General features: G+C 40.1%; 27 protein-coding genes, 1 pseudogene and 1 riboswitch. Of the genes and pseudogenes, 18 read left to right on the top strand and 10 right to left on the bottom strand.

Translation table 11 applies throughout. The features are described 5' to 3' along the window. Positions 1 to 740 precede the first annotated feature (740 nt). Positions 741 to 1,667 (top strand): CobW family GTP-binding protein, encoded by a 927-nt coding sequence (locus OSJ91_RS16070; RefSeq protein WP_485890043.1) that lies wholly within the window; start codon positions 741 to 743, stop codon positions 1,665 to 1,667. A gap of 65 nt (positions 1,668 to 1,732) precedes the next feature. After that, positions 1,733 to 1,879 (top strand): annotated as a pseudogene (locus OSJ91_RS16065) (DUF2188 domain-containing protein); the annotation flags it as partial. Positions 1,880 to 1,936: 57 nt separating this feature from the next. Here the strand turns inward: OSJ91_RS16065 and OSJ91_RS16060 are convergent. Then, entirely contained in the window at positions 1,937 to 2,179 is a 243-nt protein-coding gene (locus tag OSJ91_RS16060; RefSeq protein WP_101225235.1) for a DNA alkylation repair protein, read from the bottom strand. A 110-nt stretch (positions 2,180 to 2,289) separates the two neighbouring features. Between OSJ91_RS16060 and OSJ91_RS16055 the strand changes: the two genes are divergently transcribed. From OSJ91_RS16055 to OSJ91_RS16030, 6 genes are all read left to right on the top strand, one after another. Further along, the gene (locus tag OSJ91_RS16055; protein WP_485890042.1) at positions 2,290 to 2,556 is read left to right on the top strand and encodes a hypothetical protein; all 267 of its coding nucleotides are present in this window, start codon (positions 2,290 to 2,292) and stop codon (positions 2,554 to 2,556) included. A 118-nt stretch (positions 2,557 to 2,674) separates the two neighbouring features. Further along, complete coding sequence (locus OSJ91_RS16050) at positions 2,675 to 3,637, top strand: YncE family protein (protein ID WP_485890041.1); 963 nt, start codon at positions 2,675 to 2,677, stop codon at positions 3,635 to 3,637. Positions 3,638 to 3,642: 5 nt separating this feature from the next. After that, a complete protein-coding gene (locus OSJ91_RS16045) occupies positions 3,643 to 4,329 on the top strand; it encodes a response regulator transcription factor (protein ID WP_350299136.1) in 687 nt (228 codons plus the stop codon). Next, entirely contained in the window at positions 4,326 to 5,741 is a 1,416-nt protein-coding gene (locus OSJ91_RS16040) for a sensor histidine kinase (RefSeq protein ID WP_485890040.1), read from the top strand. Before OSJ91_RS16045 ends, OSJ91_RS16040 begins: the two co-directional genes overlap by 4 nt. 19 nt (positions 5,742 to 5,760) lie before the next feature. Then, positions 5,761 to 6,198: a FixH family protein gene (locus tag OSJ91_RS16035; protein ID WP_350299134.1), complete on the top strand. Its 438-nt coding sequence runs from the start codon at positions 5,761 to 5,763 to the stop codon at positions 6,196 to 6,198. A gap of 474 nt (positions 6,199 to 6,672) precedes the next feature. After that, positions 6,673 to 7,410 carry a CAP domain-containing protein gene (locus OSJ91_RS16030; RefSeq protein ID WP_350299133.1) on the top strand — a complete coding sequence of 246 codons (738 nt, stop codon included), beginning with the start codon at positions 6,673 to 6,675 and terminating at the stop codon, positions 7,408 to 7,410. A gap of 193 nt (positions 7,411 to 7,603) precedes the next feature. On the opposite strand, the gene OSJ91_RS16025 is transcribed toward OSJ91_RS16030, so the two are convergent. After that, positions 7,604 to 8,071 (bottom strand): Hsp20/alpha crystallin family protein, encoded by a 468-nt coding sequence (locus OSJ91_RS16025; RefSeq protein ID WP_350299132.1) that lies wholly within the window; start codon positions 8,069 to 8,071, stop codon positions 7,604 to 7,606. Positions 8,072 to 8,229: 158 nt separating this feature from the next. On the opposite strand from OSJ91_RS16025, the gene OSJ91_RS16020 reads away from it, so the two are divergent. After that, positions 8,230 to 9,003, top strand: a complete 774-nt coding sequence (locus OSJ91_RS16020; RefSeq protein WP_350299131.1) for an SDR family oxidoreductase — start codon at positions 8,230 to 8,232, stop codon at positions 9,001 to 9,003. A 63-nt stretch (positions 9,004 to 9,066) separates the two neighbouring features. Here OSJ91_RS16020 and OSJ91_RS16015 read toward each other — a convergent pair whose 3' ends face one another. Continuing rightward, positions 9,067 to 10,422, bottom strand: coding sequence for an MATE family efflux transporter (locus OSJ91_RS16015; protein ID WP_485890039.1), 1,356 nt, complete (start codon positions 10,420 to 10,422; stop codon positions 9,067 to 9,069). A 129-nt stretch (positions 10,423 to 10,551) separates the two neighbouring features. After that, positions 10,552 to 11,664, bottom strand: coding sequence for a mechanosensitive ion channel family protein (locus OSJ91_RS16010; protein WP_485890037.1), 1,113 nt, complete (start codon positions 11,662 to 11,664; stop codon positions 10,552 to 10,554). A 193-nt stretch (positions 11,665 to 11,857) separates the two neighbouring features. Between OSJ91_RS16010 and OSJ91_RS16005 the strand changes: the two genes are divergently transcribed. Both OSJ91_RS16005 and OSJ91_RS16000 read left to right on the top strand, forming a co-directional pair. Further along, complete coding sequence (locus tag OSJ91_RS16005; protein ID WP_413018413.1) at positions 11,858 to 12,946, top strand: undecaprenyldiphospho-muramoylpentapeptide beta-N-acetylglucosaminyltransferase; 1,089 nt, start codon at positions 11,858 to 11,860, stop codon at positions 12,944 to 12,946. 52 nt (positions 12,947 to 12,998) lie between these two features. Next, entirely contained in the window at positions 12,999 to 13,148 is a 150-nt protein-coding gene (locus tag OSJ91_RS16000; protein ID WP_342601987.1) for a DUF2639 domain-containing protein, read from the top strand. A gap of 37 nt (positions 13,149 to 13,185) precedes the next feature. On the opposite strand, the gene OSJ91_RS15995 is transcribed toward OSJ91_RS16000, so the two are convergent. The 4 genes from OSJ91_RS15995 to OSJ91_RS15980 all read right to left on the bottom strand — a co-directional run bounded on the left by OSJ91_RS15995 (position 13,186) and on the right by OSJ91_RS15980 (position 16,109). Beyond that, positions 13,186 to 13,869: an LrgB family protein gene (locus OSJ91_RS15995; RefSeq protein ID WP_485890036.1), complete on the bottom strand. Its 684-nt coding sequence runs from the start codon at positions 13,867 to 13,869 to the stop codon at positions 13,186 to 13,188. Then, positions 13,844 to 14,236, bottom strand: a complete 393-nt coding sequence (locus tag OSJ91_RS15990) for a CidA/LrgA family protein (RefSeq protein WP_101225222.1) — start codon at positions 14,234 to 14,236, stop codon at positions 13,844 to 13,846. Before OSJ91_RS15990 ends, OSJ91_RS15995 begins: the two co-directional genes overlap by 26 nt. A gap of 205 nt (positions 14,237 to 14,441) precedes the next feature. Further along, positions 14,442 to 14,996, bottom strand: coding sequence for a GNAT family N-acetyltransferase (locus tag OSJ91_RS15985; RefSeq protein WP_034307447.1), 555 nt, complete (start codon positions 14,994 to 14,996; stop codon positions 14,442 to 14,444). Between the two features lie 333 nt (positions 14,997 to 15,329). Beyond that, positions 15,330 to 16,109 (bottom strand): undecaprenyl-diphosphate phosphatase, encoded by a 780-nt coding sequence (locus OSJ91_RS15980; RefSeq protein WP_101225332.1) that lies wholly within the window; start codon positions 16,107 to 16,109, stop codon positions 15,330 to 15,332. Positions 16,110 to 16,317: 208 nt separating this feature from the next. On the opposite strand from OSJ91_RS15980, the gene OSJ91_RS15975 reads away from it, so the two are divergent. Then, entirely contained in the window at positions 16,318 to 16,638 is a 321-nt protein-coding gene (locus tag OSJ91_RS15975; RefSeq protein WP_034311189.1) for a DUF4870 domain-containing protein, read from the top strand. Between the two features lie 103 nt (positions 16,639 to 16,741). Here the strand turns inward: OSJ91_RS15975 and OSJ91_RS15970 are convergent, their stop codons facing one another. Further along, the gene (locus OSJ91_RS15970) at positions 16,742 to 16,876 is read right to left on the bottom strand and encodes a hypothetical protein (RefSeq protein WP_413018408.1); all 135 of its coding nucleotides are present in this window, start codon (positions 16,874 to 16,876) and stop codon (positions 16,742 to 16,744) included. A 274-nt stretch (positions 16,877 to 17,150) separates the two neighbouring features. On the opposite strand from OSJ91_RS15970, the gene OSJ91_RS15965 reads away from it, so the two are divergent. The 4 genes from OSJ91_RS15965 to dapF all read left to right on the top strand — a co-directional run bounded on the left by OSJ91_RS15965 (position 17,151) and on the right by dapF (position 21,234). Continuing rightward, positions 17,151 to 17,945 (top strand): hypothetical protein, encoded by a 795-nt coding sequence (locus tag OSJ91_RS15965; protein ID WP_413018406.1) that lies wholly within the window; start codon positions 17,151 to 17,153, stop codon positions 17,943 to 17,945. Between the two features lie 88 nt (positions 17,946 to 18,033). Further along, entirely contained in the window at positions 18,034 to 18,606 is a 573-nt protein-coding gene (locus tag OSJ91_RS15960; protein WP_485890035.1) for a beta-class carbonic anhydrase, read from the top strand. 156 nt (positions 18,607 to 18,762) lie between these two features. Further along, on the top strand, positions 18,763 to 20,064 hold the full coding sequence (locus OSJ91_RS15955; protein ID WP_350299124.1) for an NCS2 family permease: 1,302 nt from the start codon (positions 18,763 to 18,765) through the stop codon (positions 20,062 to 20,064). Between the two features lie 183 nt (positions 20,065 to 20,247). After that, entirely contained in the window at positions 20,248 to 21,234 is a 987-nt protein-coding gene (gene dapF, locus OSJ91_RS15950; RefSeq protein ID WP_485890034.1) for a diaminopimelate epimerase, read from the top strand. 498 nt (positions 21,235 to 21,732) lie between these two features. Here the strand turns inward: dapF and ligD are convergent, their stop codons facing one another. Then, positions 21,733 to 23,580, bottom strand: a complete 1,848-nt coding sequence (ligD, locus tag OSJ91_RS15945) for a DNA ligase D (RefSeq protein ID WP_485890033.1) — start codon at positions 23,578 to 23,580, stop codon at positions 21,733 to 21,735. A gap of 150 nt (positions 23,581 to 23,730) precedes the next feature. Between ligD and ku the strand changes: the two genes are divergently transcribed. Then, complete coding sequence (gene ku / locus OSJ91_RS15940; RefSeq protein ID WP_309077882.1) at positions 23,731 to 24,573, top strand: non-homologous end joining protein Ku; 843 nt, start codon at positions 23,731 to 23,733, stop codon at positions 24,571 to 24,573. A gap of 493 nt (positions 24,574 to 25,066) precedes the next feature. Next, positions 25,067 to 25,717 carry an MOSC domain-containing protein gene (locus OSJ91_RS15935; RefSeq protein WP_485890032.1) on the top strand — a complete coding sequence of 217 codons (651 nt, stop codon included), beginning with the start codon at positions 25,067 to 25,069 and terminating at the stop codon, positions 25,715 to 25,717. 111 nt (positions 25,718 to 25,828) lie between these two features. Then, positions 25,829 to 25,927: riboswitch (SAM riboswitch) on the top strand. Positions 25,928 to 25,976: the final 49 nt, after the last annotated feature.

Genomic DNA, 25,976 nt, shown 5'->3' with positions numbered 1-25,976 from the left:
CTGAAACAAGCCATCCGGCTTGTTTCATTTTGCAGTCAAAAGCGTTCGGAATGGTCTCATCTCGAACCATGATTTAAAAACAACCAGATTATCCTTAATGGTTTTTTCCTCTAATCTTCATTGGATTGAAGAAATTTGCGACACTCCTGCCGAATAACTGGCTAGCCGAGACACCATAGGAGCTTGCGCCGATGAGGCGTGTCAGACAGTCGGCGGAAAGAGAGCAGATTTCTGAAATCAACTGAACTTTTTAAATAAAACACTGTAGGCAAACTGAGTTTTCATAGAGTTTGCCTACAGTCTGTAACCACGAAGATGGACTCCGTGATTTCAGTTTGGCAACAAAATGGTGTTCGGAGTCCGAATAGTGAGATGAAGGTCAAAAAATCTCGCGAACGCTCGAATATAGTAATCCGGTCTTAATAGTTTTATACTCTAATCCTCATTGGATTGAAGAAATTTGCGACACTCCTGCCGAATAACTGGCTAGCCGAGACCCCACAGACGCTTTCGTCGAGGAGGCTCGGCAGACAGTCGGCGGAAAGGGAGCGGATTTCTGAAATCGACTGGACGTTTTTAAATAAAAAACCTCAGTCGAACTCGCTTTTCTTCGACTTTGTCTATGTCCGAAACCAGCTTACGGGCTGTTTTTTTTTGTGAATCCGGCAAGTGCTTTAGTAAGATAAGTATGATAAAATTTAACCGAATCGAATTTAACCGGATCATAGGAGCAGATAAGAATGAAAACAACCGAAGTGTACATATTGGGCGGCTTTCTCGGCAGCGGGAAAACGACGCTTCTTCGAAATATATTAAAGCAGGAAAGTGACGCGGGCAGAAAAGTGGCCGTGCTTTTAAATGAGCTCGGCAGTGTATCGGTTGACAGCGGACTCATTGGTGATGGGGTGCCTCTGAAGGAGTTGTTTGACGGGTGCATCTGCTGCACAATTCAAGATAAACTGGAGGTTCAGCTTCATGAATTGCTAACCGAAAATGACCTGGATGCGGTTTATATTGAAACGACGGGCGCTGCTCATCCAGTTGAAGTATTGGACGGCATCATGTCACCGATTTTCGCCAAAAGGCTGGAGTATAAAGGGATTATCACGGTGGTCGATTTATTAAGGTGGCGCGATCGCGAGGAGCTGTCCCCGCAGCTTCGACAGCTGCTTGCCGAGCAAATCCACCATGCCGATTTCATATTATTGAATAAAGCCGATTTAGTAAGTGAGATGGAGGCCGCACAGCTAATATATACGATACAGGCGCTGAATAGGGATGCTGTATGTTTATTGACGGAGTATGCAGCCATTTCTTTGGCATCATTGCAGCAAATGAAAAGAAAAAGGCATAATGGACATCAAAAGCTTGATGTACATGACCATTTGCATTTAACTGCAATCGTTCATACATTTGAAGGTGCCGTGGCACAAACCGACTTTGAAGAGTGGCTTAGGTCCCTGCCGGAAACGGTATATAGAATGAAAGGATACATTTCCTTTACACATTCACAATACCCCCATTTATTTCAATACTCCTACGGAATGCCGATGTATATGAATGAAATGATGAAAATGCCATTGAATATCGTCATAATCGGGGAAAAGTTGGATAAGGAAATGTTGATCGGTCAGTTGCAAGCTTTGGAAGCGAGAGCGGCCCGATAAACGTTTACCGCCCATAAAAGAAGGGAAACATATAAGAAGACTTTCTTATCAAGGAGGCGGTATTAATGCCATGGAATAAGAACGATTACCCAAATTCGATGAAGAATCTAGATAAAGATGTCAGGGAAAAGGCTATAGAAATCGCGAATGCATTATTGGATGAAGGATATGAGGATGGAAAAGCCATTCCAATTGCCATAGACCGGGCTAAGATGTCGGTGGGAAAAGATTGAAAAAATGGTCAGACCCATATGTGGGTCTGACCATTTTTATTCTTGCATTCCAAAGGCGGCAAATGTCTTTTCGTCTTCTATTAATCCGCACGCAGCACATTGCACCCGAACTTCAGGACCATTATATGCTAGATGGAACGGCTGAAGGGAATCGTTCGAATATTGTTCAACAATCTCACCGGATTGCGGATCCTTTTTAACGGGGGTTGCTACTTGCTGAATGAGATTGAAGCGAGATTTATTTGTCCGGCAATTCGGACAGCGGTATACTTGAGACACTGTACTCACTCCTTTTTTTGAATTTTAAAAAGCGTGATCGTATTATTAAGATAGTCTTTACGAACTTGATCAATAATATGTATGAATTAGTAATGGATGGAAGGGATACTATGAAAGAAAATATCAGGCAAGAAGAATTACTGGTGGCTTATTTAAGCATATGGAACAATCGTAAGGTGACCGATGGAGGTGGAAGGGAAGTTTTGTCGGAACTCATCCGCCGTGAGCTTTTGGATGAAAATGCCCATCCCCGTGCCCGAAAACCAGTATTGGAGAAATTTTACCTCTGCATTAAACGCGTGATGGAATCTACGCTTTCAGAAGAAATGAAAAATACGATCGTCATGCTCTATATCACTGAATTGGAAAGATTATGATTTCCGAGTGTGATACGGATGCTTGTAAGCAAATATTCTTATCCGCTTCATACTTTTTTCACAAATCATTGTTAAAATTTTTAAAAAATAGATATTTAATGAATAAGGAGCTTAAAATATGAAGTGGGGCATTGGGCTTTTTCTTGCCATCGTACTGCTTACTGGGTGTAATAGCGGTAATGCATTTACTAAAATCAATAAAAGTGAACCTTTCCTGGCAACTGTCAATATCAAGGATACTTCTCTGACTTTTATAGATGAAAACTATCATCCATTTGCAAAATGGGATATTTCAGAACCATTTACCGGAGCCCTGCTCCTGGCAGACAAAGATACTATCCTGCTTTATGGAAAAGAGATGAAAAAAGTCCAAGTGTACTCTTTATCAGCAGGAAAACTGATAAACAGTTGGGAAATTGGGAAAGGGATCGTCAATATGCAGTTGTTACGTGATGGAAAAAGCATCGTGGCGGTCAATCAAGCGAATCACTCCATTTATTTTTTAAATGCTGATGGGGAGGAACAGGATATTGTCAAGGTTGGTAAAAGCCCCTTGACCGTTCTTCAAGGAGAGCAAGCAAATCGCTTGTATGTTATTAATTTTGGTGATACCAAATGTTCAGTGATAAATCTTGAAACGAAAAAGGTCGATTTCGAATTTCCCGTACATAGTTCGAGCACCGGCACATTATTAAGGGATGAAAAGGATGAAATATGGATCGGAGGACACGGTGATGGGGACCAAGTGGAAGAAGATCTATATATTTATTCGGCAAAAACAGGAGAGTTGAAGAAGAAGCTGAAGGCCCCCACCATGCCGATAAAGTTCCTGGAGAATGCTGAAGGCATATTTGTCCTTAGTCATGGTACAAGCTCCTTATATAAATTGAATGATCAATATGAGGAAGTGAAAAGCAAAGTGGTCGGCGTCAACCCCTTTGAAATGGCGAACTTCAATGAAGATGTGGTCGTGGCGGGATATGATAGTGATGAAGTGTATGTAATGGATGCTGAAACAGTCGATGTTAAAAAAACGATAAAAGTCGGCGAAGGTCCGTTCCAATTGATGTTGAGGGAGTAGATGACATGCATGCTTACACCATTTTAGTCGTGGATGATGAAGAAGATATGCGAAATCTAGTTGAAATGTATTTGCTGAACTCAGGTTATCGATGCCTTCAAGCTGCGAATGGAAGAGAAGCTATAAGGATGGTTGAAACAGAGGAAGTGGATTTAATCCTATTGGATATCATGATGCCAGGTATGGACGGTTTCTCCGTTTGTGAAGAAATTCGTGAAAATTGGGAGATCCCTGTGATCTTTGTCAGTGCGAAAGGTGAAGAATGGGATAAGGTGAAAGGGCTGAAGCTTGGCGGCGACGATTATATCGTCAAGCCGTTCAATCCAGGAGAATTGGTCGCAAGAGTGGAAGCTGTATTGCGAAGGACAGGGAAATTATCATTGAATGAAGAGAATCAAAACCATGTCCGATTCGGTAAAATTAGCTTGAACTTACAATCCAGAACGGTTTTGGTTGAAGGGAAGGCAATCAATTTAACCTTGAAAGAATTCGAATTGCTGTTATTTCTCATGCGGCATAAAAGCCAGGCACTCAGCCGTGAACAACTGCTTGAAAATGTATGGAGCGGGGAATATGGAGGATCTTTACGTACCGTGGATACCCATATCAAAACGTTACGAATGAAATTAAGAGCGGCCGATTACATTCAAACCGTCTGGGGAATCGGTTATAAGATAGAGGAAAAGAAATGATCAATAAATGGCGAACCCTCTCATTTAAATTATGGCTCACCATCATCACCGCCATCATCCTTTCCGTACTGTTCGCTTACTCACTTTCTCAATATTATTATAAAAATCTATATGTGGAGAAGCTTAAAACAGATTTAGTCAATGAAGCGTCATTGCTAGGGGCGGATTATACCGGCGGTGAAATCAGTGATGACTTTAAGGAAAAAGTTGAATGGTTTAACAGTAAGAATGACAGCGAGGTCTTTGTCGTCAACAATCCCAGGGAATTGAGTGCCTGTCTGCCTTTTGAAATCAATTATGATACCCTTATTTCTGAAGAAGAACGGCAAATGCTTTTAGATGGGAAAGCCGTTGAAAAAGAGGGATATGAGAAAAGGTTTGAAAAGAACATTGTAGCGGCGATCATACCCCTGATTGACGAAGATCGCCTCGAAGGTATCATCTATACATATATTCCAGTAGATTCCATTACGGTCTTACTTAAGGAATTTGCTGCAAAATGGTTGGCAGCGGTCCTATTATTCTTGATAGTCGCGATATTTTTTACTACAAAATGGTTGAAAAGGCTAATCAGTCCGATTAAGGAAATAGAGACTGCAGCCCATCGTGTTTCAGAGGGGAATTATGACATACAGGTCCATGTAAGGAGCCATGATGAAATAGGTAAATTGGCAATAGCCTTTAATGATATGGCCAATTCCATCCATTTGGAAGAAGAAAGAAAAAAAGAATTTCTAGAAAATGTAGCACACGAGCTCAGAACCCCGCTTAGTTACGTAAAGGGATACACACAGGCCATATTGGATGGTGTCGTGAAAAATGATGAAGAACAACGGAAATACCTTCATCTCATTTCAAGGGAGGCACTTAGGCTGCAGCGGCTTGTGGGAGATCTGATGGACTTAACAAAAATGGATAGTGATCCATTCTTGTTAAATAAAATCCCGATTGCCTATGCCCAATTCATTGAAGACGTACTTGTGAAATATGAACCGATAATAAAAGAAAAGCAATTGGACTTGCAGCTGGATCTGGATCCAGATCCGATTATTTTTGGGGATGAAGGAAGGATGGAACAGATCCTGCATAACATTTTTGATAATGCCATTCAGTACACGGATCCTGGAGGGGCGATCCATATTACCCTAATTCAGCATAAAGATGATTGCGAACTGCTGATTACTGACACGGGTAACGGGATCCCGGAAGCGGATCTGCCACATATCATGAATCGTTTTTACCGAGTGAACAAAGCACGAAGCCGTTTTGATGGCGGTTCAGGGCTTGGACTGTCCATTGTCAAAAAATTGGTGGAATTGCAAAATGGTAAAATCGAAATAGAAAGCAAGGAAAAAAGGGGAACAAAAGTCAGGGTCATCCTACCGGTTATAAAAGAAGAATGGAATTCATAAAAAGGGGATACGTTCAAAAATGAAAAAAATCGTGTTATTTTGCATGACGTTAATTTTTTTGGCCGGATGCGGCAAGGAAGAGGAAATTCCGAAAATGTTAAATGTCGATTTAGCTGTCGATCCAATTCAGGGTAAAGTGAATGAGCCTGTGAAATTTCAGGCAAAAGTGACTTATGGGGACGAAGTTGTGACAGATGCAGATGATGTCAGTTTTGAAATTTGGCTTGCGAATAGCGATGACCATGACAAAATTGCAGTAAAACATAAAAGAAACGGCATATATGAATTGGAAAAGACTTTTGATGAAGAAGGAACCTATTATGTATACGCCCATGTAACGGCAAGGGATATGCACAACATGCCAAAGAAAGAATTCGTCATAGGGAAACCAAGCACTCCTGAACAAAATGGTGGGAAAAAGGAAATGGACGAAATGGATGATGAAGAAATGAAATGATGAAGAAATGAAATGATGAATGACTATCAAAACCAAAACAATTCGGGAGTGAATCCGGATTGTTTTTTTATTTGAAAAATGGTCAAGGCAATAGGGTAGAAATAATCAGGACAAAAGACGGCGTGTTGAAGTTGAATCGAAAAATTTGTAACATAAAAGTAAAGAAAGTCATATTATGTTGGTTAAATACGATATGTCAACAAAAAGTTATTAGTATTCAATGGAAATGGTTCTATGTAACTACCATTGACAAGTAAGGGCTGGAAAAATATGAGTATATATACCACTAAAAGAAACATAGATAGGTAAAGGATTCTTGCAAGCTTTCTCTGAAACTAGGATAATAATATTTTCTCTTTCGTATCCTGTTAAATTCGATGGAAATTGATGGTGCATTTATTACAAAAAGTGCATGTTATGATAATTCCAGAAGCAAAGCACAACACAAAACGAACATCACAGGAGGAAATACGAATGAAAAAGAAAATGTTTATGTCAGCAGCAGCGGCTGCAGCTATTATATTCACAGGAGTAGGAGCTAACCAAGCTGAAGCAGCCAACTGTGATACTGTTAAACAAGTAACTTACAAATCTATGAATAAAGAGGATATGCAAAAAGTCCTTGACCAATACCTAGCTAAATACAATATCACTTTACCTGCAGCGCAGGCACAACAAAAACCAGTTCAAAAACCAGTTCAAACACCAGGTCAAGAAGCTGGAGCAGCGAACCAAGCAAAACCTGAAGCAAAACCTGAAGCTGAAGCAAAACCTGAAGCACCGGAAGTGACACCTGATAAATCAACTGATGAAAAACAAGAGACAAGCTCTGAATTAAGTGCTTTTGAACAAGAAGTTGTTAAATTAACTAATGCAGAACGTGAAAAACAAGGTTTGTCAGCTCTTAAAATCGACACTGAGTTGAGCAAAGTTGCACGTATCAAGTCTCAGGACATGAAAGATAAAAACTACTTTGATCACAATAGCCCAACTTACGGCTCACCATTCGATATGATGAAACAATTCGGAATCAGCTATAAAACAGCTGGCGAAAACATCGCACAAGGTCAACAAACACCTGAAGAAGTGGTACAAGCTTGGATGAATAGCCAAGGACACCGTGAAAACATCATGAATTCTAGCTTTACTCATATTGGAGTAGGTTACGTAGAATCTGGTAACTACTGGACTCAACAATTCATCGGAAAATAATAGATTAATAGAAAAGTGCATCCCATTTTACATGGGGTGCGCTTTTTTTTGCGAGAATAGATCATTCCATTCCATGGAAAAAATCAATGGTGACATCGATTGGTTCTCTATAATGTACCCAAATCTAAAAAGAATTGAACCAAGAAATAAATGGAACCGCACCTTAACATCAGTGAGGTCCCGGTGAAGCCGCTTAAATCTCGGATACATCGATTTCTGAATACTGTGTATTGAAACTTTTTTGAAGACGTATTTCCAATGTTGATTCTTTATATTGGGCCGATGCCCCTTTTTTCTTTACAGGTGCGGGAAGTGTTATGACATGCCGATCTGACTCTTCAGGAATCCCCTCGATGATGGATTGGTTAGATGTATGGTAAAGTTTCATTTTCTTTAGCCAAGATTCATCGTCTATTGGAATTCTTACGAAGACATATAAGTGGGTTTCAAATACTTCGGCATGTAAAGGATGTTCAGATCTGGCATTTACTTTTTGTGAGCCGCCATCATTTTGGTTCATCATACCTTGCATATTGTCAGGGATCACTTGTGAAAATACCTTTTCAATGAACGATTGAACGTCACTTTGCTGCATATTTTTCATGAATTCCTTTTGGTTCGGGTTATTCTTAAAAGAAAAAAGTGAATTCCAGGGAAACATATTGAATTCCTCTCTCCTGCTTTTGGTCTGACAGGTTTATTTGTTATATTTTATGCAGCTAAAGCCCAGAGGTTCTTTTTTATAATTACTAAATTATAGAAAATGGAATAAACTTATGTATAATTAAGTAAAATCCATTAGATAAAGAGGGTAAGCCTGTGGATGAAAAAGTAGCTTTTATTACTGGTGGAGCAACGGGTATCGGCAAAAGGATGGCATTTTCACTCGCGGATAATGGAATGTCCATTATCATTACTTATCGAAAAAGTAAAAAGGCAGCTTTAGCATTAGTGGATGAATTACAGGAAATGTATCATGTTAAGGCACTTGCGATTCAAGGTGACTCGTCAAGTGAGGAAGATTGCCGGAATATTTTGCAAAAGATTTTGGAGGCATTTGGCCATGTTGATATATTCATTCATAACGCAGGGCCATATATGCATGATCGTAAACCCATGACTGAATATGGCAGCGATGAATGGAAGTACATCATGGACGGGAATTTAAATGGTTTTTTCTTTTTTGCGAAGGAACTTATTCCACAAATGCGCAGTAGAAACTGGGGCAGAGTCATTACATTAGGGTTTGAACGGTGTGAAACTGCACCAGGTTGGATCTATCGTTCTGCTTTTGCCGCTGCAAAGAGCGGCTTGACTTCCTTGACAAGAACTTTAGCTGCGGAAGAAGCTACACATGGAATCACCGTGAATATGGTTTGTCCTGGTGATATCATAGGGGATTGGAAAGAGGAGGAAATTAGGGTCGCGAGAGCAGAAAAGGATGATACGGTTCCAGTTGGCAGACCGGGTACGGGGGAAGATATAGCGAGGGTCATCACGTTCCTTTGTGATGAAAAATCAGATTTCATTACCGGGAGCATCATACCGGTAACAGGCGGTAAGGATGTTCTTGGGAAAATATATAAAGCCTAGTGGTTTAGAATTTGAATTCAGAATGAAAAAAAGTGAGGCCGGTGTAATCCAGCCCCACTTTTTTTACGCCATTTTTTTATATTTCACTTGCTGTATGAACCGTAAGCGAGCCGCCAAGCCTATAGCTCCGAGAGCCAAGCCGGTTATTAAGCCGATCCAATACCCAAAGGCTCCCATATCGGTATACTTTGCAAAAAAATAGCCAATGGGAAGCCCGAGAATCCAGTAGGAGACCAGTGACATCGCAAATGTGACATTAACATCTTTATATCCACGCAATATACCCTGAATGGGTGCCTGGAGGGCATCCGATATCTGAAAGAAGATGGCATATACTAAAAAATGTGAAGTCAGCATCATTACCTCATGATCTTTAGTGTATAAAGAAGCCACAGGTTCACGGAAGAGGAATAGGATGGTCGACAAAACGAGCGACATCGTCAAGGCCATCGATATGCCAATCCAGCTATACACTTTTGCATCTTTATAACGGGTTGCCCCAATTTCAAATCCAATGACGATCGTCAAAGCCATGGATATACTTAGCGGTATCATATAAAGCAGGGACGCAAAATTCATGGCAATCTGATGCGATGCAATTGTCACGGTATCATACTTACTCATCAAAAGGGTGACGGCCGAGAAAATGCTTGTTTCAAAAAAGATAGCCAGCCCGATGGGTACCCCAATCAATAATAAAGCCCGCCATTCTTTCCAGGAAACCCGGAAAAATTCATTGAAAACCTTATATGTCGAAAACGGGTTGATTTTTATTACAACAAGGATGGCCACCAGGGCAATTAACCAATAAGTAATGGCAGTGGCGTACCCGGAACCGACACCGCCAAGTTCGGGGAATCCAAACTTCCCGTAGATTAACAGGTAATTAAAAAGGACATTTACCGGAAGTGCACATAAGGTGATGATCATGGAGATTCTGGTCTGCCCCAGAGCATCAATGAAGGCCCTTAACGCATTATAAACGAATAAAGGAATGATACCGAGTGAAAGTGCAATCAAATAATCATGAGCAACCATGTGGACACTATCTTCAAGGTCCATGGCATTCAATACGGGGTTCAAAGAAAACGCCCCAATGATTAATATGAACAAGGCTAAAGTGATAGCTAAATAAATGGCCTGCATCACGGAATAGGAAACGGATTTAGACTGCCTGGAACCGACCAGCTGTGAAACCACCGGCGTTAAGGCAATCAATATCCCGCTCAGCCCCGTGTATACGGGTGTCCATAGCGAACTGCCGATGGAGACGCCAGCAACGTCCTGGGTGCTGTATTGTCCCGACATCATCACATCAAAAAAGGTCATGGCATACATGCTGATTTGGGTTATCAGGATAGGTATCAATATATAAAATAACAGGCGGATCTTTTGTGATTTAGTATAAGTCTGATTCATTAAAGTACCTCAATATCAATATTTGGAATTTTCAACACAATGAAAGAATTATATCACATAAGCATGTGATGTTTTAAGAGTTTTTATTTGAAGCTAAAAAAGACTTGCCGTTTAGGGCAAGTCTTTTTGTCAGTCGCGCATGGATTCAAAATCATTCATGGCTTCCATATTTGAGTCTTTTTGAAGAATGAATGCTTGGGACGGAATGGCAATTTGTACATCTTCCTGTTCCAATATCTCCATTATTTTAAAGTTCACATCTTCTTTGATTGATAAATATCCTCCAAAGTCCGTCGCTTTCGTGAAGAAATAAAGGTAAAGATTGAAACCGGAATGACTGAACTCATCAAATTTAACCAAAATTGTTTCCGGATGGACTTCAGGATGATCAATCAGCATTCTTTCTATGTCTTTAATGACATTTTCCAATTTTTCTTTTGGTGTCGTGACATTCACACCTAGATGGAAGGCAATCTGTCTTTTTCCCATCTTGGACCAGTTGATGATCGGTTCATTCGAAAGGGTTGCATTTGGGACTGTAACTAAAGCTTGGGCAAAAGTCCGAACTTTGGTGCTTCTGAATGTGATGTCTTCAATGGTTCCCTCCACGCTTGGAGTTTTGATCCAATCTCCTATGGTAAAAGGTTTTTCGGTAACGATGACGATTCCTCCAAAGAAATTGCTGACTGTATCTTTAGCGGCAAGAGCGAAAGCCAACCCACCCAAACCAAGCCCTGCAACGAATCCATCGACATTAAATCCCCATTCTTCCGCAATGATGGAGGCACCAAAAGCAATGATGATTATGTTTATGATTTTCGTAAAGAACGGCATGACGATTTGATCGACTTCAAGCCCGAATTTACCTACTAATTTCGGAAATAAAATGGTTAAGATTGAACTGATATTGAAAATCGTCCAAAAGAATAAGAAGACAAAAACCGATCTGTATATTTTCGATCTTAATTCAACCAAAGGTGAGTCGATCGGAAAATAGTGCAGTGAAATGATAACACCAATTAAAACGATAAGCCATCTTACCGGCTGTTCTATTGCGAGCATTAAGTTGGCTGCAAATTCTACTTTGCGTTTTTCTGCAATTCGTAGAAAGAACTTGAATATATATGTAGTAAATACTTTCCGAAGCAAAAGGAAGATTAGAAAAATGCCAATGGAAATTCCTAATTTGGTCCAGGCTTCGATCCCATCAAATTGATTGAGTGATTCAGAAACTTCTTGCAATGTATTACTCCTCCAATGTATCTTGTAGTATTGTAGAATACTAAGATTATAATATATTCATGCTGAAAAAGGAAAAATAATCGATGATTACTTTCCTCACGGGGATTTTGCGGTTCACTGAATACTTTTTCAAGTTATTAATGGCAAGGATATATGGTAATATGGATGCAAAGTGATTTTTTAAGTTTGGAAGGTGGAAATATTGACTAAGAAAATAGTATTTACCGGAGGCGGTTCTGCCGGTCATGTATCTGTTAATGCAGCAATCATCCCGGAATTTTTAAAGCATGATTGGGATGTTACTTATATTGGTTCAAAAAAAGGCATTGAAAAAAATATCATCGAAACGGAATTTCCCGAGGTCCGTTATGAAACGATTTCCGTTGGTAAATTCCGACGTTATCTATCTGTTGAAAATATGAAAGACCCTTTCCGGGTCATAAAAGGGATTTTTGATGCACGAAAAATATTAAAAAAGACCAAGCCGGATTTCATTTTTTCTAAAGGTGGATTCGTTTCGGTTCCAGTCGTTTTGGCAGGCAGGATGCTGAGAATACCAATTGCAATACATGAATCGGATTATACGCCTGGTCTGGCTAATAAGATTGCCATGCCACTTGCATCGAAAATTTTCACCACTTTCCAAGAAACGGAAAAAGACCTTCCGAAAGAAAAGGCCATGTATCTAGGCGCTGTATTGCGCGATGGGATTTTTAAGGGAAACGCTTCTGCTGGTAAGGCATTCTGTGGATTCACGAATAACAAACCGGTGTTACTCGTTATGGGCGGGAGCCTTGGGGCCGTTAAAATCAATAATATGATTACAGATAACCTAGATGCTTTATTAAAGGATTACCAGATTATACACATTTGCGGGAAGGGAAATGTGAAACTGGAATTGAAACAAAGGGGATATGCTCCTTTTGAATTCGTACATGAAGAATTATTCGATCTTTTGGCGGCTGCTGATGTCGTTGTGTCAAGGGCAGGTTCAAATTCAATCTTTGAATTCCTTGGTTTGCAAAAGCCGATGCTGCTTATCCCTCTAAGTGCCAATGCATCTCGCGGAGATCAAATCCTGAATGCGTCAAGCTTTGAAAAACAGGGCTTTTGTAAAGTCATTCAGGAAGAAGAGTTAAATGACCGGATTTTTAATGCTACATTAGCGGATTTATTGGAACAATCGAATGAATATCAGGAAAAAATGCGTCAAAAACGCCCATTTAAAACGGCAGCTGAAATGTATGAATTATTACTTCAAGTAATGGCTGCAAAAAAATAAGTATCAATCCCCTCTATGCAGCATATCTTTTTCGAACAGAGGAGGGGGTAGAATGGCTTATGAATATTCCAAAGGATGGTTCATTCAGCAGCTAAAAGCTGCAGGGATAAGCTATCATCCAATTGAGAAAAAAAAGTTGGAGCTGTATAAAACCTATATTCTTAGGCGTTTATACGACGATCTGCAAAAAGATAAATCATAAAAAAGAAACCGCAACGTCGTTGACGTTGCGGTTCTTTTTATAGGAAATTACTTATAAAAGGAAAAAAACAGGAAATTAGGATACCTGCGATAGCCATTGCCGCACCTGCGACAGCCCCGGTGAACTCACTTTCCTGGGCAGCTTGAGCAGTTCCGAGACCATGAGCGATCGTACCATAAGCGATACCGCGAGCGAAGGGCATCGTGATGTTTAGTTTATCCATCATTTTTGGAGCGATCATCGTACCCAGCACCCCAGTCAAAATGACGAAGGCTGCTGATATATTGGAATTTCCGCCATAAAGTTCCGTGATTTCAACAGCGATGGGCACTGTAATGGATTTAACCGCCAATCCTTGGAGTATGAATTGCGGAAGAGAAAATGCTTTAGCGATGGCGAAGGCAATGATCAATGTAACTATAAGACCAAATATCATGCCGCTAATTGCCGGCATTGCATATTTAACGATTATCTTTCTATTTTTATAAAGTGGTACGGCCAAGGCAACGGTAGCCGGTCCCAGGAAATAGGTGATTATGTCTTTTCCCGGTGAATAATCTTCGAAGTCCAAACCGCTGATCAGCAGTACGAGAATTATTGTAACCGTACTGAAAAATACGGGCGTCGTAAAAGGTGATGGATGTTTGGCATATATTTTCCTTCCAATGAAATAGGCAAGGATGGTTATCAAGATGCTATATGTTGTGATGAGCGCTGTCATGCTGCTTAACCTCTCCTCTATGGGATAGCTTCTGAACGGTCCAAGCTGAAACTATGAATCCAAATATCAGGCTGACTCCCAATGTAAGTGCCAATGGCAAACCGAATTTAATGAAAAGCCATCCCATTGTCATTAAACTGATTGAAATGGGGATGAAGAAAAATGCTAGGTGCTTTACCAAAAATCCTGAAGTAAGTTCAATCCATTCGACTTTTATGACCTTCGTCTGTAATAAACCGAATAACAGGATCATGCCGATGACGTTGCCTGGTATGGGTAATTGAAGTAAATTGGCTAAATAATAGCCGAGCTTGCAAATGATGAGCAGGAAGATAAGCTGCACGATAAAAGCAAATGTTTTTTTCATGATTAAGTCCTTTCAATGACGCTTTGAATATATTGATGAATTGGTCAATTATATTCATTATAAAAAAATATCCCTAAAAAGAATAGGGATTTGCAGCAATCTATCTTAAACATCCTATGTAAATGGAAAAAAGAGCTTTCCAGGTTTGGAAGCTCCGGCCATTATATGAAAAGATAAACAAAGCCATGTTGAAATGTTCTTCGCTTTATGCTTCAAGTAACTGCTGTTCGTCATCATCATGCTGTCTAAGGATATGAAAGGTGTATAAATCTTTAGGAATTTCATACAAATCGTAGATATCTCCTTCATGATTGATCTGATCATAAAGGGATTTTCTTGTTTCGTTGGCATTGACGGCATAAGGAAGCTTTTCTGCGGCTTTTATAGAGCGGATATTTTTTTTGCGAATACGCATGAAGACCGTTTCCAAACCGAGCTCGAAAAAAAGCTCTTTGAAGAAAGCGTCTTTTGCAATGGCATTATACCCTTTTCCATGATAAGGCTTGCCAAGCCATGTGCCTAAGAAACCTGCACCATTTTCAATATCATATAAAGAAATACAACCGATGGGATTTTCCCATTCATCCAAGATTGTTCGTGAAATGAGTTGCCCAGCATCTTCGGCTTCGATCGTTTGCTTAGTGATGAAAACATATTCTTCATATGAATCTACCTTATGGCGCACGAAAGGGAAGACATCTGGATGCGTCATTTGTTCATAAAGAGAAAAACAATCTGTGAAATCTCTCTTTTTTAACATTTCCGTCCCTCCGTTTGAGGGCAGTTCTTATGCGTAGTCGCTGCCCACCCTCGAAATTTTTTAAGTCGTTCATCAAAAAATTTCGGGGTGGGAATCGAACCCACTAGAACCGGAAACCGGTGGCGCACCATTTGCCTTCCCTATTTTTATTGTCAGAAAATATGCAAATCTAAAGAACCTTACGAAGGTATAATACTAAAAAAAAAACGGTTTGGGAATAGGTTTTTTGCCTTTTTTTTTCGTCAAATTTCAACTTTTTTTCGAAGGGTGAAATCGTAATGCAAACGCCTGCATTTTTCCTTGAAAAACTGGTTTTTCCGCCCGCTTTTTTCTTTAAAATTCACCTGTGAATTGCATGAATAAAATGATTGCGCCGAGGGCCCACACATAAATGGAGAATATTTTCAGTGAACGCTTTTTCAAGAAATCGATCATCCATACTACGGCTATATAACCAAAGATTGCTGCGGCCAGGGTTCCGACGAAAAGCGCAGTGAGTGGAAGCCGTTCAACATCTCCAGTAAAAATCGGTTTCATCTGAAATACGATCCCCCCCGTAATGGCAGGAATTGAAAGCAAAAAGGAAAAATAGGCTGCAGTGGCCCTATCCAATCTGCAGAAGAGGCCGGCGGCTATCGTTAAGCCGGAGCGCGAAAGAGCAGGCATGATGGCAGCAGCTTGGAAGGTACCGATAATCAGGGCATCTTTAATGGAAATTTCATTAAGTGATTTGGCCCCTTTTTTCACTCCGTCCGCTACCCATAAAATCAGTCCGGTCGCTAAAAATTCCCAGCCTATGGTGACACCTGTTTTTGAAAGGCCATCAAACCAATCTCCGAGTAAAATGCCGGCAATCACTGCAGGAATCGTCCCAGCAATGAGAAGCAGAGTCATTTTGGAGAAAGGATTTTTCAAAATGGCGATGATGTCATTCTTATAGACGACCAATAACGCAAGCAATGTTCCGATGTGGAGCATGGTATCCAGAAAAATGCCGGCCTCGTCAAGATGGAAGATATGCCGTCCTAAATATAAATGTCCAGTACTTGAAATAGGTAAAAACTCAGTCAAGCCTTGAATGATCCCAAGGATGAAGGCTTGAAATTCATTCAGCAAAAAAACATCACTCCATTCTAGAAGGTATAGGACAATCCATTTTTTAAACTGTATGCACAAGACGGATGAACATGTCCGGATTTTATTGTCTTTATCAAGAAAAAGCAGTCCAATTTTACCTGGTTTCGAATAAAATGAAAGGAAAAATGAAACTATTTTTCATTTGATTCGTAATTATTCATATGAGAAAGGAGGAGAAGACACTATGCCTACTAAAGATGAAAGAGTGTTTGCTGCCCTTATTTATGTGATCAGCTTTTTTACAGCATTTATCGGTCCTTTGGTGATTTGGTTATTGAAGAAGGACTCGTCACAATTTGTGGATTATCACGGAAGGGAATACTTGAATTTTTTCATTTCCTACACCGTATATTCAATAGTCGCAGGGATACTCACTATAGTATTGGTTGGATTCTTGCTATTGCCGGTTATCGGGATAGCTTTAGTCGTATTCACCATCATTGCTGCTGTTAGGGCTTATGAAGGAACGGATTACAGGTTCCCGTTGATCTTCAGGATATTATAGAATGATGTAAAAGGATTCCGTTCAATTCGGAGTCCTTTGAGACTGTAGACAAACTCGAAGAAAAGCGAGTTTGACTGCAGTTTTTTTATTTAGAAAACGTATTTCAGAAATCCGCTCCCTTTCCACCGACTGCCTGCCAAGCCTCCTCGCCTAGCGGCTGCGGTGTCTCGGCTAGCCAGTAATTCGGCAGGAGTGTCGCAAATTTCTTCAATCCAATAAGGAATACAGTGAAAAACATTAAGAATAATCTAGTCTTGTTCTAAAATTGGGTAGGAACCCATTTTGTCTACAATAAGATTCCGTTCAATTCGGAGGCCTTTTTTATTTGGACCGTGTTGGGAATTGCCTTTCATTAAAAAGGGAATAGATCACATTAAAGCGAATAAAGTATTATGATAACTACTTCCATGCACTTTTAGGAAGCGGATGCCGGGCGGATTGTGGTACTGCTAATCAATGGCCGCCCTTAAGGCGGTAATCTTTCTTGTAAGGAGTGAGGAGCAGAGCGGGATATGAATATACGTGAATATTATCAGAAAACGAGCAATTCAAATTTTCATGCATCTTGGATATCTCTTCTTTTGGCCGTCGTCTTTTTCATTTGCCATATTTTTGCGATGATACCGGGCAATATATTATTGATAACGTCTCCTTTTATTTTCTTTAGCATTGCCCAATTTGTCAGTCATCGTATATATGAAAATAGAATGAAGGAATTGCCTGATGAACACATCGGGACGAATGCCGGGTTATTAAAAAATGAACATGTTTTATTGACTTTTATGCCAGCACCGACATTGCGCCTGCTTCTCTTTGCGCCGGATGGGTCACAAATGGGCGAGATACGGGATTTGAATATGAAGTGGTTCATGTGGATGATTCCCAATTTCTTGTCGATACTCATGACCAAGCGATATGAACTGGTGGACCATGAGGGGCGTTTGCTGGCTAAGTACCATATCAAAAGGGGCCTTTTCAATAAAATGACGATCATGGATGATCAGGGCGGCATTATTGGATCGTATCAAGAAAATCGGTCATTCGTGAAGATCAATGGAATGATCTATAAGGAAGACGGTACGGAATGGATGCCAATTGAAACGACGGGAAGTGTGAAATCTTTCGAGATTGCCACAAAAGACGGGGAAAAGATCGCTTCATACCAAGAAGGCTGGATGCCTTTGGAGTGGGGTAAACGATTCAAGACAAATACACCCATACTTTCTTTTTCATCAAATGTTGCTGAAATTCCTAAAATCATTGTCTTTGGGTTCTGTGCAGCTACTCTGAATCATCGTTCAAATTGACTATGGTTATCCTTTAGCAAATCTTTTAATTATTTGATATAATCATAGTGGAATACATAGATTAAATACATTTAAAAAGGTGGTAAATATGAGTTTACTTAATGAGATTCTTGATTATAATGAACAGTTTGTAGAAAAAGGTGACTATGTTAAGTATAGGACGGATAAGTTTCCTGAGAAACGTATGGTCATCATAAGCTGTATGGACACTCGGCTCGTTGAACTATTGCCAAAATCCTTGAATGTCAAAAATGGCGATGTCAAAATCCTGAAAACTGCCGGGGCAATCGTCTCCCACCCATTCGGAAGTGTCATGCGGAGTATCCTTATTGCTATTTATGAGCTAAAGGCAGATGAAGTATTGGTCATACCTCACCATGACTGCGGAATGGCATCAGTCGATGCCGATTCTGTAGTAGACAAGATGATCGAACGTGATATACCAAAGAGCACCATCGATACACTGGGAGCTGCAGGAATCGATATCCGCAGTTGGCTTCGCGGATTTGATGATGTTTATGAAAGTTGTAAGAACAGCGTCGAAGTGATTAAAGGACATCCTTTGATCCCTAAAAATATTCCTGTGCATGGTCTAATCATTTCGCCTGATACTGGGAAGCTGGAATTGGTAGTCGATGGGTATTCACAAGAACAAAAATAATATATACATTGAGACTGTCGGGATTATTTCCGGCAGTTTTTTTCAATTTTTTATCATTACTATTTCTTTTTATCCTTTTTTTTGTTAAAATCGCCAAGTGTAGTTTGTCACTAATACAAACGGGTGGGCGAGGGATAAATTTAATAAGGATACAACATGAAGAAATTAAACTTGGAAACGTTTTTTCACTTTTCCGACTATGGAACGAATGGAAAGCGTGAAATCCTTGCTGGAGTGGTCGGCTATTTTACGATAGTCTATATTCTCATCGTGAATTCCCTGATTTTATCGGAAGCTGGCATACCGATTAATGGTGCAGTGATCGCCACGATTCTTTTATCTGCTTTAAGCTGTGTCATGATTGGACTTTGGGCGAATGTCCCAATCCTTCTCGTTCCAGGAATGGGCGTAAATGCCCTATTTGCTTATACCATGGTTCAAGGAATGGGTCTATCTTGGCAATCGGCTCTTGGTGCTGTGTTTATCTCAGGGGTAATTTTTGTAATCATCGCTTTTACAAAATACTCTAAGTTAATCAGTGATTCGATTCCAAGTTCGATAAAAGAAGCCATATCTGTCGGTCTTGGCTTATTCTTGATGCTAATCGGTCTTGAAAAGGGCGGGATAATCACAGGAGGTTCATCATCAATCGTCGCACTCGGAGATTTAAGCGATCCAGCGGTGTGTGCAACGGTGTTGACCTTTTTACTGGCAATCACGCTGTTCATCAAGAATGTCCCCGGTAATTTCATGATTACCATCCTGGCAGGCAGCCTCATTGCCTATTGGTTCGGGACGGTTCAACTATCGGATATCCATTTTTCAGGCATAGACACAGCTTCCTACGGCGATCTTTTCTTTTCATTATCGTTCCTGGAAGCAAACCGGATTGAATTCTGGATAAGTGTATTTGCGATGACGATGGTTCTTGTATTTGAGAATATTGGTCTTGTACACGGGCATGTAGACAGTATCAACCGCCAGGATGCCTATAAAAAGTCGCTCCAGGCGACAAGTGTGTCCGTTCTATTATCAGGCTTATTCGGTTCGAGTCCTACCGTTGCAACAGTAGAAACGGCAGCTGGAATCGCATCAGGAGGCAGGACTGGTTTTACTTCAGTGGTGACAGGCGTGCTATTCATTTTATCACTGTTATTTATACCGGTGATTAAAGTAATCCCTGATAGCGCCATTGCCCCCATCTTGATTATCATTGGCATTTTGATGCTCGGAAATATAAAAAAGCTGGATTTCAGCGATTTAACCGAGAGCATACCTGCAATCATGATCATCACGATCATTCCTTTCACTTACAGTATTGCCGATGGAATGGCATTCGGTTTCATTCTGTACCCTTTCTTGAAGCTTGTAACCGGAAAAGCGAGAGAAGTGTCAGCCCCGATGTATGTGAGTGCCGGAATGTTTATCGTCTATTTCATCATCGGTATGATCGGTTAATAATTCAAAAGAGCGGTTGGAGTATGAGTTAATTCTTATTCCAACCGCTTTTCTTATTGGGTTTTTCGTCGAAAAAAGGATTTATTGTGATTTACGCGATGACACATCCATCTTTAAAATGCTATGATATAGAATATTAAAAAAATGATAAATGACAAGCAGCATATTAGAGGATGTGACAGGATGATTATTGAAGGTTTAAAAAGCCATGGTTCAGGAAATGATTTCTTGATCATTGATGAATTGACTACAACCCTGACGTTTACTGAAGAACAGCGGAAAAATTTCGCGAAGGCCCTATGCAATAGGGAGAAGCTTGGAGCGGATGGTATTTTGTTTGTAATGAAAAGTGAACATGCTGATTGCCGGATGCGTGTCTTTAATGCGGATGGTTCGGAAGCCTCGATGTGCGGCAATGGACTTCGTTGTGTTGCACGTTACGCGAACGACGTTTTAGGGCTAGATAAAATGATCGTGGAAACCATGAAGGCGGATCTACTCGTGGAAAAAACGGAAGATATTTATGAGGGCATTCCGACTTTCAAGGTGGAAATTTCACCAGTAAGTTTTAATGTGAAGGATCTACCTCTTGTATTGGCTAAAGAACAGCTGCAAAACGAACCAATGCCGGAACTTCATGATACCCTGCTATTTTCGGCATTGGCGGTTCCTAATCCACATTTGATCACTCTCGTCGATAGTGACGTTTTACAAAGTGATTTGCAGGAAGAACTTTCAACAAAGGTCAATCAACCGAATGAACTTTTCCCTGATGGTGTCAATGTCAGCTTTGTGAAAGAGCTGGAACCAGGGAGCATTTATGTGCGGACATTCGAACGGGGAGTAGGCTTCACGAATGCATGTGGAACGGCGATGTCTGCTTCAAGCCTTGTAACATGCTCTGTTGGTTTAAACGCATTGGAAAGTGAAATATCTGTCTACAATAACGGCGGAAAAGTTAAATGCGTTGTCCATCATGATGAAGAAAGCCAAAAGTATTCAATTGATTTAATCGGGAATGCAACCTATGAATTCGAGGTATCGATTGAAATAGACTTAGATCAGCCTGAAAAATTTGAAATGCTTGAAAAAGAGGATTTTGAATTGGAAACAAGCTTATATGCCAAGCTTCAGGATGAAGTGCAAAGTTATTTGAATACAAAATTATAATGAAATTTTTAAACTGCAGGCGAACTCGAAGAAAAGCGAGTTTGCCTGCAGTTTTCTTTTTGAAAAAAGTTTCAGTTGATTTCAGCCGGAGCACTTTTTTCGTCCTTCGCCGTACCTTTCCAGAGCTTTTTCTCGATAATCCACCCAGTTATTTTTACCTTCACCGCAAATTATCAGGCCGATGACGATTTTATTCGACCTTCGCCGCAAATTATCAGGCCGATGACGATTTTATTCGACCTTCACCGCCATTTATCAGGCCGTTGACGATTTTATTCGACCTTCACCGTACTTTATCAGGCCGATGACGATTTTATTCGACCTTCGCCGCAAATTATTCGACCGTTCGTGATTTTATTCGACCTACACCGCACTTTATTCGACCGTTCGTGATTTTATTCGACCTTCACTGCACTTTATTCGACCGTTCGTGATTTCATTCGACCTACACCGCACTTTATTCGACCGTTCACAAATTATTCGATTTATGGGTTTACTTCAGTTGTTGGTCTTTTTTTGTTTTAGGAACGACAAAACTTCCAAAAAGGCTGGTCCATTATCGACAAGTCTATAATCCATAAAAGCACATCCATCCCTTTTTATTCTGTTTGGGATGGTTTCAATCGTATAGTTCTTTAACTGGAGATTTTCGTCGACTTCCTCCCAAAACAAAGGTGTAGCCACACCCGCGAAAGAATTTCCCCGTGGGGAATAAGGCTGGATGATGGTTTTTCCTTCACTATGCTGCACAAAGTCCAAGTAAAGTCGATTGTGCCGATTTATTTTCATTCTTTCCGTTGTAAAATCATTTGGGTTGGAACTTGTTAAGTAGTCACCAAGAAAGTCGGTGAATATGCGTGTCTCCTGATAAGTAAATCTGTCTTCAGGCAATGGAATGTGAATTTGCAGTCCTTTGTTACCTGAAGTTTTTACAAAAGCTTTAATCCTTAATGATTCCATCACTTTTTTAATTTCCTGTGCGGCCTTTATCGCAAAGGAGAAAAATTCGATGGAAGGGGGATCTAAGTCCAGGACGATTTCGTCGGGTCTTGTTTTACCCGCTTTCTGAAAGGGGGCATGGAATTCCAATGCAAGCTGATTACCAAACCAAAGAAGCGTTTCAATATCGTTACACAGCATGTATTCGATATCCTCATCCATGAACGTTTTAATAAAGGCCGGCGCATAATCAGGTTTGTTTTTCTGGAAAAATCTTTCTTTATCCAAAGTGCCATGTGGATAGCGGATCGTCGTAAGCAGTTTATCCTTCAAGAATGGTAAGAAGAAAGCTGAAACCTCCCGTAAATAATGAAGGTATTCAACTTTCACCACCTGTTTACCTTCTGTTATCCAAAGCGGTTTATCTCTGGAAGTTATTTGTACCGTATCTGGAAATGTGTATTGGCCTAGCACAAATTTCTCCCAGGTACATTCATCGGGAGTCGTTTGCAAGAGCCATTGCGAAAACTGAGGTTCACGCAATTCATTTTCCTCATATACGTGTAAGAATTGAACTTCGATGCAAATGGATGGATGGATATAAAAAAATTGTGCATCTTCATCTGATGCATTTTGCTTGATCAATTGATGCAATATACTTTTATCTCGAGCACTCAGTCCATTTTTGACACTTCCGATTTTCGTTACGGCACCTTCTTTGAAAACTGCGAGGGAAACGTAACCATTTTCTTTGTGCAATGCTGTAATGAAACAAGAAACGGTCTTCCAATTTTTCACCTTAATCCAAGCTGTTGTACGTCTTCCTTCTTGCCAAGCACCACGAATTTCCTTGGCGACAACCCCTTCGCCATCTAACAGGGTGACCTTATTCAAGACATTATCCAAAACGTCAAAACTCTCTATTAATTGTATCAAAGCCTTATCGTTGGGATTAGGAGGCATGGGAAGACCGAGTTTTTCCCCCATATTCAACATCAATTCCCTTCGTTCCACCATAGGTTTAGCTGCTACGTCTTTTCCGCTGATGCGAAGCAGGTCAAACGCTATAAACCGACATGGGGAATAGCGGGCATTTTCTGAAATTAAGGATTGTTTCCCAAGGCGTCCTCGCCACTGTATTTGAAAAAAGTCTGCTTTCGCCTGATTGGTGAGCCAGACCAATTCTCCATCTAACTGAAGCGGGAGATAATCTTCCAGGCCCAGGTCTTTGATGTAAGCAATGATTTCTGGGAATTGTGGTGATAATTCCTTCTCATTCCGACTCGAAATGCTTATGGTATCGGAGTCTATCGTTAATATAGCCCTAAAGCCGTCATATTTGACTTCATAACGCCAATCCTTTGAGTTGGGGGCTTCAGGGTAATAGGTAGGCAGCATCGGTTTCATTTTTGTATTTACCTCCGCAAATAATTGATACCATTATTTTGCCAAAAAAACGAAGTGTTAGAGTTGGCAATTGTTTTTTCGGTTTTTTTTGAACAAAGGGGAATAATAAAATTGTTCTTCTCATTAAAAATAAGTTATGAGGTGACGAATATGCATACGATGTGGAAGGGGAGCATATCATTCGGTTTGGTGAACATTCCGATTAAACTTCATGCTGCAACGGAGGATAAGGATATATCTTTAAGGACGTTGCATAAGGAATGTCATTCACCGATTAAATACGAAAAGGTTTGTCCGGTATGCGAGAAAGAAGTGGGGAAGGATGATATAGTCCGCGCTTTTGAGTATACAAAGGGAAAGTTTGTTGTATTGGAAGACAATGAACTGGAGCAACTGAAAAAACAAAACGAAGAAAAAGCCGTGGAAATCGTGGATTTCGTTAAAATTGAAGAAATAGATCCCATTTATTTTAACCGGAGTTATTACATGTCCCCTAATGACGGGGGGATAAAAGCTTATTCCCTTTTGAGGCAGGCCCTCAAGGAATCGAATAAGGTGGGGTTGGCAAAAATCATCATTCGCTCTAAAGAACAAATGGCGGTTATCCGAGTCGTTGATAATACCTTGGTGATGGAAACGATTCATTATCCGGATGAAGTCCGCTCCACAGCGGATGTTCCGAATATCCCTGCCAATGATACCATTGTAAAAAAAGAAATCGATACTGCCGTATTATTGATAGATCAATTAACGACTACTTTCGATCCGACAAAATACACCGATGACTATCGAACCGCGTTACTAGAATTGATTGAATCAAAGAAAACGGGACAGACGACGATTACAGCGAAAACAAAAGAACCAGTTTCCAACAATGTAACCGATTTAATGGAGGCATTACAGGCATCCATAGACCGTACAAAACATGATGAACCGGAAAAGAAAAAGACGACCCGAAAGAAAGCGGCACCGAAAAAAAAGAAACAAGCGTAAACAGGAAGCTGAGCGGAAGACGCATGATGTCGCTCGGCTTTCTGCTTGTTTTTGCAAGGAATCAGGCTTCTAATTAGGAAATGAAAGGGACTTGATAAGGAGGGAAGGAAAGTACAAATAGGTAAGTCGATCACGATGCAAGAAACTGAATGGAATTACAGGGAATTAGTGGATATTAATGAAAGCAAAAAAAATTCGCTCCCTAAAGAGCGACAATGAGGAATTCAATCGTGAAAATCAACATATAGGCGAACGGTTGTAGTTTTCGACTATATATTGTGTTCATATTCTACCATATTTAATTCTGAAATAGCAACAAAATTACTGAAACTATCCTATGAATTTTTCTGGAAATCAATGATATTTCGCCCATTTAACGGCTCATGTGGCTTTTTCACTTCATATACTTATAAAAAGCTACAGAATAAATGGATTTTTAGTATAATTTATACATATAGGATGATATAAATTAAATATGAATGGAAGATGCAAAATGGAAAATGGAAAAATCAAATCACTTCATGCCGGAAAGCCGAAACAGGAAATTTTTTCGAATGTCGATATCTTTTCTGCCATGGATAAACAAGCACATGATAATGTGACAGTGACTAAATCAGGCATAATTGGTGATGGGGTAGGTAATGTAAAGTTCCATGGAGGTCCTGATCGGGCTTTGTGCTTTTACCCCTTTGAGCATTATTCATTATGGAATGAAAAATTCTCTAAAAAGCTGGATATCCCAGCATTCGGAGAAAATTTAACTGTAGCGGGGATGAGGGAAGAAGCCACGTATATCGGCGATATTTATCAAATAGGCGAAGTGATTGTTCAAATTAACCAGGGAAGGATACCTTGTTCGACCATTTCCCACTTCAATCAAGAACCTAAGTTTTTGGAACTCGTGCTGAAAACGAGTTTCACTGGATATTTTGCAAGAGTACTTCAAGAAGGAACGATAAATAAGCAAAACGAAATCGTGCTAATAGATCGTTTGCAAGAAAAAATTTCAGTTCATTATGCAGCAGAGGTTATCCTTCATAAACGAGATGGCCTGGAAGGCGCTAAGACTTTACTTACTCTAGACTCGTTAGCGGAAGACTGGAAACAAAGAATAATGAAGAGGGTTAAAGCCGCAAAAGATTGAATCATTTTTGCAAAAGTGAAAAAAATGTCGATCAGGTATTGAAATTGACAGATTATTAATGTAAATTAAATATAATCTAATTTTGAAATCTTGTGAAAATTATATAAATGGATCTTATCGAGAGAGGTGGAGGGACTGGCCCGAAGAAACCTCAGCAACCAGCTTAGGCAAAGGTGCTAAATCCAGCAAGCAGAGCTTGATAGATGAGGAGAATGTTTCAAAAAACCTTCTTCTTTGAGAAGGTTTTTTTTTCTTTTCT

This window comes from Bacillus sp. T-10(2022) (assembly GCF_056502895.1).
Note: the sequence above shows the minus strand (reverse complement) of the source record. Positions and strands in the feature narration are given on the sequence as shown.

What these genes read in the sequence shown, in the direction of transcription:
- OSJ91_RS16070 (WP_485890043.1), top strand. Translation starts at nt 741, where the DNA reads ATGAAAACAACCGAAGTGTACATATTGGGCGGCTTTCTCGGCAGCGGG.
- OSJ91_RS16055 (WP_485890042.1), top strand. Translation starts at nt 2,290, where the DNA reads ATGAAAGAAAATATCAGGCAAGAAGAATTACTGGTGGCTTATTTAAGC.
- OSJ91_RS16050 (WP_485890041.1), top strand. Translation starts at nt 2,675, where the DNA reads ATGAAGTGGGGCATTGGGCTTTTTCTTGCCATCGTACTGCTTACTGGG.
- OSJ91_RS16045 (WP_350299136.1), top strand. Translation starts at nt 3,643, where the DNA reads ATGCATGCTTACACCATTTTAGTCGTGGATGATGAAGAAGATATGCGA.
- OSJ91_RS16040 (WP_485890040.1), top strand. Translation starts at nt 4,326, where the DNA reads ATGATCAATAAATGGCGAACCCTCTCATTTAAATTATGGCTCACCATC.
- OSJ91_RS16035 (WP_350299134.1), top strand. Translation starts at nt 5,761, where the DNA reads ATGAAAAAAATCGTGTTATTTTGCATGACGTTAATTTTTTTGGCCGGA.
- OSJ91_RS16030 (WP_350299133.1), top strand. Translation starts at nt 6,673, where the DNA reads ATGAAAAAGAAAATGTTTATGTCAGCAGCAGCGGCTGCAGCTATTATA.
- OSJ91_RS16025 (WP_350299132.1), bottom strand. Translation starts at nt 8,071, where the DNA reads ATGTTTCCCTGGAATTCACTTTTTTCTTTTAAGAATAACCCGAACCAA.
- OSJ91_RS16015 (WP_485890039.1), bottom strand. Translation starts at nt 10,422, where the DNA reads ATGAATCAGACTTATACTAAATCACAAAAGATCCGCCTGTTATTTTAT.
- OSJ91_RS16000 (WP_342601987.1), top strand. Translation starts at nt 12,999, where the DNA reads ATGGCTTATGAATATTCCAAAGGATGGTTCATTCAGCAGCTAAAAGCT.
- OSJ91_RS15995 (WP_485890036.1), bottom strand. Translation starts at nt 13,869, where the DNA reads ATGACAGCGCTCATCACAACATATAGCATCTTGATAACCATCCTTGCC.
- OSJ91_RS15990 (WP_101225222.1), bottom strand. Translation starts at nt 14,236, where the DNA reads ATGAAAAAAACATTTGCTTTTATCGTGCAGCTTATCTTCCTGCTCATC.
- OSJ91_RS15985 (WP_034307447.1), bottom strand. Translation starts at nt 14,996, where the DNA reads ATGTTAAAAAAGAGAGATTTCACAGATTGTTTTTCTCTTTATGAACAA.
- OSJ91_RS15975 (WP_034311189.1), top strand. Translation starts at nt 16,318, where the DNA reads ATGCCTACTAAAGATGAAAGAGTGTTTGCTGCCCTTATTTATGTGATC.
- OSJ91_RS15970 (WP_413018408.1), bottom strand. Translation starts at nt 16,876, where the DNA reads ATGTTTTTCACTGTATTCCTTATTGGATTGAAGAAATTTGCGACACTC.
- OSJ91_RS15965 (WP_413018406.1), top strand. Translation starts at nt 17,151, where the DNA reads ATGAATATACGTGAATATTATCAGAAAACGAGCAATTCAAATTTTCAT.
- OSJ91_RS15960 (WP_485890035.1), top strand. Translation starts at nt 18,034, where the DNA reads ATGAGTTTACTTAATGAGATTCTTGATTATAATGAACAGTTTGTAGAA.
- OSJ91_RS15955 (WP_350299124.1), top strand. Translation starts at nt 18,763, where the DNA reads ATGAAGAAATTAAACTTGGAAACGTTTTTTCACTTTTCCGACTATGGA.
- dapF (WP_485890034.1), top strand. Translation starts at nt 20,248, where the DNA reads ATGATTATTGAAGGTTTAAAAAGCCATGGTTCAGGAAATGATTTCTTG.
- ligD (WP_485890033.1), bottom strand. Translation starts at nt 23,580, where the DNA reads ATGAAACCGATGCTGCCTACCTATTACCCTGAAGCCCCCAACTCAAAG.
- ku (WP_309077882.1), top strand. Translation starts at nt 23,731, where the DNA reads ATGCATACGATGTGGAAGGGGAGCATATCATTCGGTTTGGTGAACATT.
- OSJ91_RS15935 (WP_485890032.1), top strand. Translation starts at nt 25,067, where the DNA reads ATGGAAAATGGAAAAATCAAATCACTTCATGCCGGAAAGCCGAAACAG.